Source organism: Enterococcus sp. OL5 (assembly GCF_006491895.1).
Lineage (GTDB): Bacteria > Bacillota > Bacilli > Lactobacillales > Enterococcaceae > Enterococcus_D > Enterococcus_D innesii.
In genome coordinates, this window is the sequence record NZ_VHIL01000012.1 from 59,208 (window position 1) to 72,422 (window position 13,215).

The following is a 13,215-nucleotide window of genomic DNA, read 5'->3' on the forward strand; positions in this document are numbered from 1 at the left end:
ACCAAATGGTTGATAAAAAGAAAGAATCAGTAGACAAAATCATTCAATCGATCGGTGGAGAGAAAAATATTAACGCGGTCTATCATTGTGCAACTCGCCTTCGCTTCCAGTTAAAAGATACCACGCAATTCAATCAAGCACAGGCGAAGGAAATTCCAGGAGTACTAGGGACCAAATTGACTGGAGATGAAGTACAATTTGTGATTGGCGGAGAAGTAGGAAATTACTATTCGACTGTAATCAATCAGTATAAAATCACGGAAAAAAACAGTGATGAAGCTGCAGATACACCTAAAAACGGACTTGTGAAACGAATCGTCGAAAACATTGTTGGTGTAATGGCGCCAATCATTACAGCATTGATCGGATTTGGTTTAATTCGGGCGGTTTTAGCTTTACTGGTCCTTTTGGGATTGAGTAGAGAAAGTTTAAATTATCAAATCATCAATATGATTGGAGACGCCGCCTTTTACTTTTTGCCTTTTTTAATTGCGGCCAGTGCGGCACGGCAATTTAAAACCAATCTTTATTTAGCATTGGGGATCACAGGTGTCTTATTACATCCAACATTTCAGAGTCTGGTTGCCTCGGATGTTTCTATGCAGCTGTTTGGGCTTCCGATACGTGAAGCCGCTTATTCAGGAACGGTTATCCCAATCATCTTGATCGTCTGGGTTATGAGTTATGTTGATCGTTTATCTGAAAAGATCATTCCAAGTGTTTTAAAAACCATGTTGAAGCCGCTTTTTATCGTGATCATCATGGCTCCGCTCGCACTGATGATCTTAGGACCCATCGGCGCGATTTTTGGAGATGGATTGTTCTTTGTTGTGGATTATCTGCGAGTGACTGTTCCATGGCTCGTGCCGACACTGATGGGCATCTTCACGCCTTTATTAGTAATGGTTGGTATGCACACGACTTTGACTCCGATTGCGCAAGTCTCCTTTTCAACCGTAGGCTTTGAAATCGTCCAAGGACCAGGTATGTTAGCAAGCAACATTTCGCAAGCGGGTGCCGCCTTTGGGGTATTTGTTAAAACCAAAGACAAACAGATGAAACAAATTGCTTTTTCCAGCGGCATCACGGCGCTGTCTGGTATCACGGAACCTGCGCTGTACGGGGTTAACTTGAAACTGAAAAAACCACTGATTTATGTGATGATCTCAGGTGGAATTGCTGGTTTTTATGCGGGTATCAGCGGACTAGTCCGCTATTCATTCGGATCGCCAGGGCTTTTGACCTTGCCGGTATTTTTCGGAGAGGATGCCTCTAATATTGTAAAAGCAGCCATAACATTGGCGTTAGCTTTTTCGATATCATTTGTTTTGACAGTCATTTTTGGTTTTGAAGAGAGTATTGAAGAAGATATGAAAAAGTTGGAGAAGCCTTCACCGATTGTTTTAGAAAAACGGACAGCGGCTGAAGAAGCATTGATTCAAGGCTTTGTCCGCGGCAGCGTTTTGCCGTTGAGTGAAGTAGCTGATGAGGTTTTTGCCACCGAACAAATGGGTCCAGGGCTAGCGATCGATCCTGTGTCGGGAGAATTCCATTCACCGATTGAAGGCACGATAACAACTGTCTTTCCAACAAAACATGCCATCGGGTTGCGGCATGATAATGGATTAGAAATGTTACTGCATATTGGATTAGATACAGTGAAACTGGATGGAGAGGGATTTGAACTTTTTATTGAGGAAGGTCAGCGAGTAAAGGCGGGTGATTTGCTAGCCCGTGTTGATATTGATTTTATCAAGTCTAAAGGCTACGATCCAACTTCTGTTTTGATTTTTATGAACAATCAGAATGAACCGGTATTTTTTGAGCACGATGAATTGATTGATTACTCGAATAAATTAGTAACAATTATTTAGAAGAAAGAAGGGGAAAAAATGAAAGCAAAATTTCCAGATGGATTTTATTGGGGTGGGGCGACAGCTGCTAATCAATTAGAAGGAGCGTATCAAGCGAACGGCAAAGGAATGTCAATTAGTGATCTGCTTCTGGGAGGCGATGTGAAAACGCCTCGGCGAATCACCACAGAAATTGAAGAAGGTGCTTTTTATCCAAGTCATGAGGCGATTGATCATTTTCATCGATACAAAGAGGATATTGCTTTATTTGCAGAGATGGGATTTAAGCTGTATCGCTTTTCTATCGCATGGACTCGTATTTTTCCGACCGGTTTAGAGAAAGTACCAAATGAAGAAGGGTTAAAGTTTTACGACGATTTGATCGCAGAATTAAAGAAATACGAGATAGAGCCGATGGTCTCATTGTCTCATTATGAATCACCGATAGAAATGACAAAGCAGTTTAATGGCTGGGAAAGCAGAGAAATGATTGAAGCGTATGAAAGATTCGCCAAGACGGTCATTGATCGCTATCAAGATGATGTGAGATATTGGCTGACGTTCAATGAAATCAATATTTTATCCAGAGATGTAGGGGTGGGTACGTATTTAGGAGGAGGAATGTATCCAAAGGATATTGATGATTTTTTGAATACTAAAAATATCGATAACAGCAAGCAGCGGTTTCAGGCGCTCCACCACCAATTCGTTGCAAGTGCCCGAGTGATCAAGTACGCAAAAAGTCTACACAAAAATTTGCACATGGGCTGTATGATTGCCTATCGAATGATTTATCCGTTGTCTTCTCATCCAGAGGATATTCGTTTCGCACAAGAGATGACTAATATCAGTAATTTTTACTGTGGTGATGTTCAAGTGAAAGGTCGCTATCCATATTTTGCTAAAAAGTTTTGGCAAGATAGAGGGATCGATCTTACTATCGAAGCAGGAGATTTAGAAGTACTGAAAGAGGGCACTGTTGATTTCTATACGTTTTCTTACTACCAATCTTCTACTGTGACTAAAGTAAATGATCAAGCCGAAAAGCAAACGGGGAATTTTTTCAATGGAGTTAAAAATCCGCATCTTACAGCGAGTGAATGGGGCTGGGAAATCGATCCATTAGGATTGCGCATCGCGTTAAATCAAATTTATGAACGCTATGAAATTCCCTTGATGGTGGTCGAAAATGGGTTAGGTGCAATAGATACCCTCATTGAAAAAAATGGTGAATATACAGTCGAGGATGATTATCGTATCGACTATTTACGAAGACATATTAAGGCAATGGCTGATGCTATTGCAGATGGCGTCGATCTTATCGGATATACTTCTTGGGGGCCCATCGACCTTGTTTCAGCAGGAACTGGACAAATGGCAAAACGCTATGGGTTTATTTATGTAGACAAGCACGACAATGGGACTGGCTCGTTGGCTCGCTATAAGAAAAAGTCCTTTTATTGGTACAAAAAAGTGATTCAATCAAATGGTGAAGGAATTAATTAAGATAATCGAAAATTCATTTTTTTACAGAAAAAGCGAAGGCCCAACTGGGCCTTCGCTTTTTGTCACCCGGAATTGGATCGGGGAATGGGGGATTAATTTTGGGTGACTTCTTCGTAAAAGATAGCGTTGCGTTCTGCAATCAGTTGGGTTTCCCTTCGCTCTAATTCAAGAAAGGTTTCGTCTGCCAGCAATTCGGCAGCGGAGTAGCCGGCCGCCAAGAAGTTTTCTGCATAGGTCAATTTCTGATTCGTGATGTTTCTTCGTTGCTCGGCAATGACGAGCAGCTGTTTCACATTCATACACTCACTCCATTCTTATATAAAAAGCAAGTACTAAAAGAGGACAGCTAATAATACTTGCAAGTCAACGGTGAAGGCGGGATATCAATCATGCTCGGCTATTCATAAATAAGAGAAATACGGTAGGTTCGTTTCTGATTGGTCGTTTTATACGGAAGCTTTGTACTAAGTATAAAAAAATTTCCCCCGTAGTAACAGAACCTAGTCGTTTACATAAAGCAACGATTGGTTTACATTACTCGGACAAGTGGGTGTTACAAGAAAAACAAGTAATTTTTCCTAGGGGAACGGCGGGATTTGACGACAAAAAAACCTGCGATCGCCTCAGGCGGATAGCAGGTTTCGCGGGCTAGTAGAAATAGCTTAAACGGTTTGTTTTGCTGGGCGCAGCAAGACTTCGCTGATCGCCACATGTTTGGGCTGTTGAATGGCATAAACCACTGCATTTGCTACATCTTCTGGCGTTAGGCTGTTGCCTTCTACGCGAGAGGTTTCTTTCAAGGCTGCTTCTAGTTGAGCATTACCTACGGTTTCAAACAATTCCGTGGAGACCATTCCCGGAGAGACGATGGTGGAGCGAATGCCATGTTCACGTTCTTCTTGGCGCAAGCCTTCCATGATTGCACGAACCGCAAACTTTGTCCCGTTGTACACAGCAGATCCCGGGTAAATGACATGTCCAGCAACTGAGTCAGTGGCGATGATTAAGCCGTCTTGTTGTTTTTGCATGATGGGCAGCACAGCGCCGATCCCGTTCAATACCCCCATGATATTGATATCCAGCATTTTTTGCCAGCTGTCATAGTTCAACTCTGCCAAGTTTCCTTGAGGCATGATGCCAGCATTATTGAAAAGGACATCAATTCGACCAAAGGAGGTCATGGCTAAATCAATGACTTGTTGGACTTGTTCGCGATTCGTGACATCGGCTGTTTGATACAAAACATTTTCTCCTAGTTTTTCAGCCAGTGCTTTAATGCGCTCTTCGCGGCGGGCGGCGATTACTACTTTTGCCCCTTGTTCGGCTAGCTTAACGGCGGTTGCTTCCCCAATTCCTGAAGAGGCTCCCATAATTACGATAACTTTTTCTTTGATTTCTGTCATTTGTCTTTCCTCCAGTGAATGATTTTTTCATCGAATCCTGCTACTGCCAAACCCAAACCTGCGAGATGACGGGTGATTGACAGTACAGTGCTTGCGGTGTATTTTTATTGTAGAACCTGAAGTTAGGTTTAGGTCAAGCGATAAACAAAATTTTTTTTAGGAGCGATGCAAGTGAGTTACTCGATTGGTGAAGTATCAAAAACGACTAACATCCCTATCTCGACACTACGTTACTACGATCGAGAAGGAATGTTTCCCAATATGGCCCGTAGCAATGGCGGCATTCGGGTGTTTTCAGAAAAAGAAGTGGCGACGATCAGAGTGATCGATTGTTTGAAGAATACCGGCATGCCCATCAAAGACATCAAGATTTTCTTGGATTGGGGCGAAGAAGGCGATGCGTCTTTGCAGAAACGGCAGCAGCTGTTTCATGAACGTTTGGAAGAAGTCACCAAGCAAATGGCAGCCTTGCAAGAAACGATGAATACGATCAAATACAAATGCTGGTACTACGATACAGCGATGGCAGCAGGTACCGAAGCGGTAGTAAAAGAGCTACCGCTAGAAGAAATACCAGAAGAAGTCCGAGCATACAAACTGTAAGTCCATCGAAAAACCACCTGCTGTTTTTGCAGGTGGTTTTTCGATTCTACTGGTTTTGCTGGGAAAATCAACCTTGCCAGTTGCCGTTTTCTAATGAAAGACTGACAATCCTACGAAAATGGGCTCTGTTATTCAGTAGCGCTACTCAATAACCCCCACTGGAATCAAATAGCGGGGTTCATTTTCCGTCGGCAGTTGTAATAATTCTTTGAGTTCATGATCCGTGAAGGCGCGATCGGCACAGCGCCTAAGCCTAACGCTTGGGCTTGTAAAAGGACGTTTTGGGCGGAATGACCGACTTCGATATAGGCATAGCGTTCGATTCCTCGGTCCCCATAGCGCTCAATCAGTCGTTCATAAACCACTGTATAAAGCAATGTGGCAGGTGCCTGTTGGATCGCTTGCTGATCCAACGAACCTTCCGCCAATACGGTCCGAAAATCACCAGCAAGGATTTTTTCTAAGGCATGTTGCTCAGGTTGATACAGATAAAGCCCTGGCTCAAGCCCCGTTACCTGTGTAACCACGACATAGAGGTCTAAGGGATACAAGGCACCAGCCGAAGGCGCTGTCCGGCGACCATCTTCTGTAGTGACACCGGCAGCGGCCCATAAAAGCTGTGCCAGCTGTTCTTGTGTTAGCTCGGTGTCTTGAAAATCCCGTTGCGAGCGCCGATTGAAGAGAGCTTCCGCCACACTGGTTTCCCCATCTAAGATCGGTTGCGGCAATGGAAAAGTTTCATAGGAAACCGCTGGTTCAAAAGGAGTGACCGTGTCAGTAGTCGGTTGTTCTTCAATTGGTGCCGTATCCGCACTGCAGCCAGTGAGGAGTAAGCCCAACACCAAAAAAGAGCCTAAATGAACAAAGCGAAATCGTTTGTAACGGGTCATGAGGATTCCTCCTTTTTACTATGGACTTCGTGTTATTTATAAGTATAACAAGGATTGCTTTTCCATGCGCTTTTATTCACAAGTAGATAATTAGGGAGGTAAGCAGTCTCTCAGTCGTATCATAGGCTGATTGTGCTTTTTAATATTTTCTAAAGACCTAGATAATGAGTAGTATCGTATGAACTTGCTATGAATATTTTTTATGAAATCCAAACCGACTGCAATCAAACGTAAGAGAAAAAAGGCCATACAAAACCCCTCCAGCAACGAATTGCTGGAGGGGTTCATTTAATTCGCAGCTGCCAATGCTGCTTGGTTTTGTTTGGCATGATAGGCTTCCACGTCTAGGATTGCTTGTTTGAACATTTCTCGCGTGATCTCATAAGGCACATGGACGATGTCATTGGTGGTCATTGCTTTGTCTAAGATTGCCTCAAGGTCGCTGGTGTCGTTAAGGCCCATATCAGCTAAGCAAACCGGCAGTTTGTTTTCCTTCATAAAGGCGTAGATGCGCTGGAAGAGGGCTTCTTGCTGATCGAGCTGCAACAAGGCCAAAACGCCGTAACTAACGGATGCGCCGTGTAAATAGTCTTCCATTTTTTCCAAAACGGTCGTTCCGTAGTAAAAGGAATGGGCAAGGGCGGAGTTGTAATCATTGATGACTAAGACGGAAACTAAGCCGGTAGTCACGATGATGTCCAAGACGACTTGCTCAATGGCATAAGATGGCTGATTGGCGGCACTGTCTTTCAAGGCTTGTGTGCCGTATTGCAATAAGCGTTCCGTGCACATTTTGCCGATTTGGATGCCTAACCCATCGGTATAGTCTAACTCATCGCCCCGAGCTGAAAACGTCGATTCGATCTCTTTGGAGAGGGCATCACCGATTCCTGCCCATAAGTACTTATCGGGGGCCTGGGCGATGATCTCACTGTCGATAAAGGCATGGGTCGGTGGTTGCGAAGGGAAAAACAGCCCTTGCATCTCGCCGTTTTCTTTATAGATGACACAGACCGCGGTGACTGGCGAGCAGTTGGAGCCGATCGTCGGGAAGGTGAAGACTGGTTTGCCAGCTTTTTCTCCAACCACTTTGACGGTATCGCAAACGCGGCCGCCACCAACGGCGAATAGAACATCGGCGGCTTGGACACTTGGATTGGCTAACAGCTGATCGACGTTTTCATAGGTCGAGTTGCCGCCGTACCACAAGGTATCCGTCACTTGGACTGCTGACGTTAAACCGGCTTTGATCTTGTCTTCGGCTTTTTCAAGGGCGGTTTTTCCGCCGATGATCACGGCATTGGTGCCGTATGGTTTTACGATGTCATTTACTTTTTCGTAGGCGTCCGCCCCGATTGTGTAGTTTGGCAAAAAGATACTTTGACTCATACTGTTTTCCTTCTTTCTTGGCCACGAGATTGGCTAAAATTGGTCCGGTAATTTGATGGATCACCATGCCGACTGCGGCAGGGGTAACGGCTGCAGCAATGGCGGCAAAGTGGGCATTGGCTAACGAGATCGCTAGGCCGGTATTTTTCATCCCTAATTGAAACATGATGGATTTGGCTTGGGTGGCACTGACGCCCATCACACGGCTCAGACCATAGCCTGCGCCGTAGCCGATCAAGTTATGGAGCAAGACTAAGAAAATCACGATCAAGCCAGATTGGACGATCACGGCACCGTTGCGAGCGACAGTTCCGGCAACGATCAATAAGATACTAACGGAAGAAATCAACACAAATGATTGCAGAAATCGCTCGATGTGCTTGGCAATGAGTTTGTGGACGATCACCCCTAAAATGATCGGCAAAAGCACCATCTGCAAGACAGACAAGAGCATTTCCCAGAAGGAGATCTCAGTATACTGACCAGCCAAGATGTAAACCAAAAAGGGGGTAACGACGGTCGCTAACAAGGTCGATACCGTGGTCATGGAAACGGTGAGGGCGACATCGCCTTTGCCGATAAAGGTCATGACATTGCTGGCGGTTCCACCAGAAACGCAACCTAGTAGGACAAACCCGATGATCAAACCGGAAGAAAGACCAAACAGCTGCGCTAAGCCGTAAGCCACCAAAGGACTGATGGTGAACTGGAAAAGCACTCCTAAGATGAATGCTTTAGGCTGTAAGACGACCATTTTAAACGCAGCAACGTTTAAAGTCATCCCCATACAAAACATGATGATGCTCAAAAGAATCGTTGTACGAGACGGAATCCATAAGAAGGGTTGCGGGAAAAAATAAGAGACGATCATCAATAAAATCATGATATAGATCAAATACTTGTTTACAAAAGCAGCGATCGTGTTGACGGTTTTCATAAGAAAAAATCATCCTTCCTTTTTCTGCATGACCAATCAAGTGTTCAAACAGAAGGGGTCTTTAGAATAAGTGCAGTGCATAACTGTGGGGAATCGACAGCAGTTGTTCAACGAGCGTTTCGGGTCTATCTGACATCAATGTGTCAGTTTGCAAAAGGCCGCTTCCTTGAAAATGGGTATAAAAAAACACTCCATCTCAAGAAGTTGATCTTCTTTTTGGATGCAATGTGAATAGGGACTCTTTGAATGTATAAATCAAACAGTCCCGTCTATAATAATAAAATAATTCGTTTGCTATCATTGGTGCAGGTCATATACGCCACCGCCCTTTTCTTTATTTGGAATTTTCTAAATATTTAAATTATTGCTACCTAGTCTACAAAAGAGTCAAGGCTTTGTCAATCGTTTGAGAAAATTTTTTCATTTTTTTGGGTGTTTTTTTTAAAACATGGGTTTCTATGGGGAAAAATAGCAAGAATTGGTTTGTGCTGTGCCTTTTTCTCCTTCGTTTAGAAACAGAATAGTTGTTGGATCTAGGTTTTTGTCCTACGATGATACTAGAAAGAGTTGGAAAAAGAATCGAGAGGAGTAAAGAAAATGAAAATTTTTGTCGTTGGTGCTACCGGACGGGTGGGCCAAAAATTGATCGCCTTTCTAGAAAAACAAGGACACATCGTTTATGCTGGTGCGCGCAGCAGTGAGAAAATCACAGAAACGGAGAATATCAAGCCCGTGTTCTTTGATTTACACACGGAACCGGAAGAGATGGCGGCCAAATTCGCAGATGCGGAAGCGGTATACTTCGTGGCGGGTTCCCGAGGCAAAGACTTGCTGCAATCTGATCTGTATGGTGCGGTCAAAGTGATGCAAGCCGCTGAATCAAAAGGAATCAAGCGCTACATCCACCTTAGCTCAGCTTATGCCTTAGAACCTGAACAGTGGCAAAGAGAAGGCATGGCGTCATTGATGGATTACACGATCGCCAAATTTTTCTCTGATCGCTGGCTGATCGACAATACCGCACTAGACTATACGATTTTGCAGCCGGGTGCGTTGAAAGAAACTCCAGGATCTAGTTTGATTGAGATCAGTGAAACGACCTCTGGTGCGATCCCGATCGAGGATGTCGCCGTCTTGTTGGGTGAAATGCTGGAGCGTCCAGCAACTTATCAAAAAGTCATCAAAGTCCAAGCAGGAGAAACACCGATCAGCGAGGCACTGGATCAGCTTTAAGGCGTGCCTTTGGGCTTGAAGAGAATGTACTGAAGGAAGCTGCACGGCAATAAATCGTTGTCGTGCGGCTTTTTTTGTGAAGAAGCCAGTCACTTTTCATTTTTGAAAGCGATGACTCTTGACTTTGAAAAAATAGTTTGTTACGCTTATTGCTAACTTTAGAGGGGGTGGTAAACGAATGTCAAGCGACTCGAGTGACGGTGAGCAGAAACACTATTTTGACTTACCTTACTTTTTAATTGAATAGGAGACCAACAACAGCGCGTTATTTAGGAGCAGTTTCTAAATAAGGGGCTTATTTGTGTTATCCATCAATGAAAAAGAAAAGGAAGAAGAATAAATGAATAAAAAAGAGTTTCAATTATCAGTGTCAGAAACAATCGAACAGTATCAGGTGCCCTCTATCGATCAAGGATTGACTGAGGCACAAGTAACCGAGCGGTTAGAAACCTACGGATTGAATCAATTAGCGGTCAAAAAAACCGCCAAGTGGCGGTTGCTGCTGCGGCAATTCCATAACACGATCATCTACATTTTGATTTTCTCCGCCATCTTAACGCTGCTGATGGGGCATTTCTCTGATGCCGTGATCATTGGCATCGTCGTACTGGTCAATGCGTTGATCGGTTATTACCAAGAAGCCAATGCTTCCGATGCGTTAGAACGAATCAAAGAGATGCTATCAGCAGAAGCCACGGTCTATCGGAATGGGATTCGGCAAGATATTCCAGCTGCCGAAGTCGTTCCAGGGGATGTCGTATTCCTAGAAGCTGGTGACAATGTGCCCGCAGATCTGCGGATCATCGAAGCCGACAACTTGCGTATCCAAGAATCCGCCTTGACTGGTGAAGCCGATTCGGTGGAAAAAATAACAGATGCCTTAATGGATGAAGCAACTCCATTAGCGGAACAACGGAATTTGGCGTTTGCTTCGACTTCCGTGACGTCAGGAAGCGGGAAAGGGATCGTGATCGCTACCGGCGCCACGACTGAGATCGGGAAAATCTCCACAGAAGTCAATCAAACGGAAGAACGAAAAACGCCGTTGATGAAAGAAATCGATGGGCTGGGGAAAGGCATCACCTATGTGATCATGGGCGTGGCGGTCTTGTTGTTTATCGTCAGTTTGTTCCAGCAAACCTACGCGATCTCTGTCTTGTCCTTAGCCGTCGTCACCATGATCGTCGGCTCGATCCCAGAAGGATTGCCAGCAACGACATCGGTGGTTTTGGCGATGGGTGTCAGCGACATGGCAAAAAACAAGCACACCATCATCAAAACACTGCCGGCGGTTGAAACGCTAGGCTCAGTGGATGTGATCGCGACGGATAAGACCGGTACCCTGACCAAAAATGAAATGACGGTCAAAGACATCGTATTGGCTGAGCAGGAATATGAAGTGACGGGTGACGGCTATGCGCCGGTGGGCGTGATTCGTCCAAAGCAGGAGGACGTTCGCACGCAAGACATCTTGCAGTTGTTTTTGGAAGCTGGCTACGAAGCCAACGATACGGTACTGGTCCCAGAAGGAAATCACTGGACGATCAATGGGGAACCAACAGACGGCTCCTTTTTGACGCTGTATCATAAGCAATTTGCCTATCCGCAAGCACCCGCTTACCAAGAACTGGATATGCTACCCTTTGATTCGGACAACCGCTACATGGCGAAACTAGTGGCAAACCCTGCGGGGGAACGCTTGTTATTTGTTAAAGGCTCCCCAGATAAATTGTTTGAAATGGTGCAAAAACAAGCGGCACCTTTTGATGAAGCCTATTGGACAGGCCATGTCCGCCGCTTGTCGGCAGAAGGCAAACGAGTGGTAGCGGTGGGCTATCAGAAAGTTTCGATTGATCACATTGATGAAACGATTTTTGAGCAAGGGCTGCAATTACTAGGGATCGCCGGGATCATCGATCCGCCGCGAGAAGAAGTGATTGCCTCCCTGAAGGAAATGAACCAAGCCGGTGTTCAAGTGAAAATGATCACTGGGGATCACCCTCTGACCGCCAAAGCGATTGGGGAAAAACTTGGCTTAGCGGATGAGATTCACGTCGTGACTGGGGCCGAGTTGGATCAGATGAGTGAAGCTGAATTTCAAGATGCTGCCTTGACGAATCAAGTCTTTGCACGAACCACGCCGAAAAATAAATTGGACATTATCAGAGCGCTACAAGCCAAAGGCAAAGTCACGGCGATGACAGGGGACGGGGTCAACGATGCCCCTGCGTTGAAGCGGGCGGATATTGGTGTAGCGATGGGGATCAGCGGCACGGATGTAGCCAAAGACTCTGCTGATATGATCTTGACCGATGACAATTTCGGTACCATGTCCTTAGCGATTCGCGAAGGACGCAGGATCTATGACAACATCAAAAAGAGCATTCTGTTTCTGTTGCCGACATCTTTTGCCGAAGGGCTGATCATTGCCTTTACGATCATGATGCAAAAAGAATTGCCGCTGCAGGCGACACAACTGCTGTGGATCAACATGGTTTCTGCTATTACGATCCAGTTTGCGTTTATCTTTGAACCAGCAGAGTCTGGGATCATGAACCGCAAACCGCGAAAGACAGGCAATAAATTGTTGAATCGCCACGATATTTGGCAGATGGCGTATGTATCGATTTTGATGGCAGTCATCAGTTTGATCGCCCATGACTGGCTCTTGCTGCAAGGCGTCAGCGAAGCCGTTGCCAGTACCATGATGGTCAATATCGTGGTCTTGAGTAAGATTTTCTATTTGTTCAACATCCGTACCAGTGCACCAGCGTTTTCTAAAGCTTCCTTCACCAATCCAAAAGCGTTCTTGATCATTGGTGTGATGCTGGTTCTGCAACTGTTATTGACCTATGTTCCATTTATGCAAAGCGCCTTTCATACGGAGGACATGTCCTTGATCGGCTGGGTCATCTCAGCAGCTTCTGGGATGGTCGTCTTACTCGTGACGGAGTTCGATAAATGGCTTCGTTCGAGAAAAAATATTTAACCTAGGTTTTCTCGTGTTTTTTTACAGGCAAAATCGCCTTGCTGCAGCTTAGGGAAATGGTGGAACGACAAGGGATTTCTGCTGTCGCTGCTTTGGGATTGCCAAAAGAAAAAGCCAAGAGGAATTCCTATTGGCTTGTAATCAGGCCTATTGACAAACAAAAATGGTCGGGCTAAAATGCACATGAATTGAATAGTATTCTTCGGGGCAGGGTGTAATTCCCGACCGACGGTGACAAGTACAATGCTTGAAGTCCGTGACCCGCATAGCTATGCGGTGGAGCCAGTGTGAATCTGGCACCGACAGTGAAAGTCTGGATGGGAGAAGAAAAACCACAAAATTTCAAGGGGCGCAGTGCGTCTAAAATTGATTTTTTGCCGGTCTTGTTTGTCTATGCCTCGTGAGATTCTCA

At 45.0% G+C, this 13,215-nt stretch carries 10 protein-coding genes and 1 riboswitch; of the genes, 5 read left to right on the forward strand and 5 right to left on the reverse strand.

Annotated elements, in window-relative coordinates; translation table 11 throughout:
- Positions 1 to 5 precede the first annotated feature (5 nt).
- The gene (locus FJU10_RS13630) at positions 6 to 1,874 is read left to right on the forward strand and encodes a beta-glucoside-specific PTS transporter subunit IIABC (RefSeq protein ID WP_140966169.1); all 1,869 of its coding nucleotides are present in this window, start codon (positions 6 to 8) and stop codon (positions 1,872 to 1,874) included.
- Between the two features lie 18 nt (positions 1,875 to 1,892).
- Positions 1,893 to 3,359: a glycoside hydrolase family 1 protein gene (locus FJU10_RS13635; RefSeq protein WP_140966170.1), complete on the forward strand. Its 1,467-nt coding sequence runs from the start codon at positions 1,893 to 1,895 to the stop codon at positions 3,357 to 3,359.
- Between the two features lie 92 nt (positions 3,360 to 3,451).
- On the opposite strand, the gene FJU10_RS13640 is transcribed toward FJU10_RS13635, so the two are convergent.
- Together FJU10_RS13640 and FJU10_RS13645 are read right to left on the reverse strand one after the other, a co-directional pair.
- Positions 3,452 to 3,658 (reverse strand): hypothetical protein, encoded by a 207-nt coding sequence (locus FJU10_RS13640; protein ID WP_016620287.1) that lies wholly within the window; start codon positions 3,656 to 3,658, stop codon positions 3,452 to 3,454.
- Between the two features lie 363 nt (positions 3,659 to 4,021).
- Positions 4,022 to 4,762, reverse strand: a complete 741-nt coding sequence (locus FJU10_RS13645; RefSeq protein ID WP_008380252.1) for an SDR family oxidoreductase — start codon at positions 4,760 to 4,762, stop codon at positions 4,022 to 4,024.
- A gap of 165 nt (positions 4,763 to 4,927) precedes the next feature.
- Here FJU10_RS13645 and FJU10_RS13650 point away from each other — a divergent pair, with 165 nt between their 5' ends.
- Complete coding sequence (locus FJU10_RS13650) at positions 4,928 to 5,365, forward strand: MerR family transcriptional regulator (RefSeq protein ID WP_140966171.1); 438 nt, start codon at positions 4,928 to 4,930, stop codon at positions 5,363 to 5,365.
- Positions 5,366 to 5,529: 164 nt separating this feature from the next.
- Here the strand turns inward: FJU10_RS13650 and FJU10_RS13655 are convergent, their stop codons facing one another.
- The 3 genes from FJU10_RS13655 to FJU10_RS13665 form a co-directional block, all read right to left on the reverse strand.
- A complete protein-coding gene (locus FJU10_RS13655) occupies positions 5,530 to 6,255 on the reverse strand; it encodes a SagB/ThcOx family dehydrogenase (protein ID WP_223273075.1) in 726 nt (241 codons plus the stop codon).
- A gap of 288 nt (positions 6,256 to 6,543) precedes the next feature.
- Positions 6,544 to 7,644, reverse strand: a complete 1,101-nt coding sequence (locus tag FJU10_RS13660; protein WP_086332745.1) for an iron-containing alcohol dehydrogenase family protein — start codon at positions 7,642 to 7,644, stop codon at positions 6,544 to 6,546.
- Positions 7,580 to 8,581, reverse strand: a complete 1,002-nt coding sequence (locus tag FJU10_RS13665; RefSeq protein ID WP_086332744.1) for a bile acid:sodium symporter family protein — start codon at positions 8,579 to 8,581, stop codon at positions 7,580 to 7,582. The genes FJU10_RS13660 and FJU10_RS13665 overlap by 65 nt, the downstream gene beginning before the upstream one ends.
- Positions 8,582 to 9,178: 597 nt before the next feature.
- Between FJU10_RS13665 and FJU10_RS13670 the strand changes: the two genes are divergently transcribed.
- Both FJU10_RS13670 and FJU10_RS13675 read left to right on the forward strand, forming a co-directional pair.
- Entirely contained in the window at positions 9,179 to 9,814 is a 636-nt protein-coding gene (locus FJU10_RS13670) for an NAD(P)H-binding protein (protein WP_008380239.1), read from the forward strand.
- A gap of 340 nt (positions 9,815 to 10,154) precedes the next feature.
- Complete coding sequence (locus FJU10_RS13675; protein WP_086332743.1) at positions 10,155 to 12,803, forward strand: HAD-IC family P-type ATPase; 2,649 nt, start codon at positions 10,155 to 10,157, stop codon at positions 12,801 to 12,803.
- A gap of 194 nt (positions 12,804 to 12,997) precedes the next feature.
- A riboswitch (FMN riboswitch) is annotated at positions 12,998 to 13,136 on the forward strand.
- Positions 13,137 to 13,215 lie beyond the last annotated feature (79 nt).

Coding starts and splice junctions, on each gene's coding strand:
- FJU10_RS13630 (WP_140966169.1), top strand. CDS start 6: ATGGTTGATAAAAAGAAAGAATCAGTAGACAAAATCATTCAATCGATC.
- FJU10_RS13635 (WP_140966170.1), top strand. CDS start 1,893: ATGAAAGCAAAATTTCCAGATGGATTTTATTGGGGTGGGGCGACAGCT.
- FJU10_RS13640 (WP_016620287.1), bottom strand. CDS start 3,658: ATGAATGTGAAACAGCTGCTCGTCATTGCCGAGCAACGAAGAAACATC.
- FJU10_RS13645 (WP_008380252.1), bottom strand. CDS start 4,762: ATGACAGAAATCAAAGAAAAAGTTATCGTAATTATGGGAGCCTCTTCA.
- FJU10_RS13650 (WP_140966171.1), top strand. CDS start 4,928: ATGCAAGTGAGTTACTCGATTGGTGAAGTATCAAAAACGACTAACATC.
- FJU10_RS13655 (WP_223273075.1), bottom strand. CDS start 6,255: ATGACCCGTTACAAACGATTTCGCTTTGTTCATTTAGGCTCTTTTTTG.
- FJU10_RS13660 (WP_086332745.1), bottom strand. CDS start 7,644: ATGAGTCAAAGTATCTTTTTGCCAAACTACACAATCGGGGCGGACGCC.
- FJU10_RS13665 (WP_086332744.1), bottom strand. CDS start 8,581: ATGAAAACCGTCAACACGATCGCTGCTTTTGTAAACAAGTATTTGATC.
- FJU10_RS13670 (WP_008380239.1), top strand. CDS start 9,179: ATGAAAATTTTTGTCGTTGGTGCTACCGGACGGGTGGGCCAAAAATTG.
- FJU10_RS13675 (WP_086332743.1), top strand. CDS start 10,155: ATGAATAAAAAAGAGTTTCAATTATCAGTGTCAGAAACAATCGAACAG.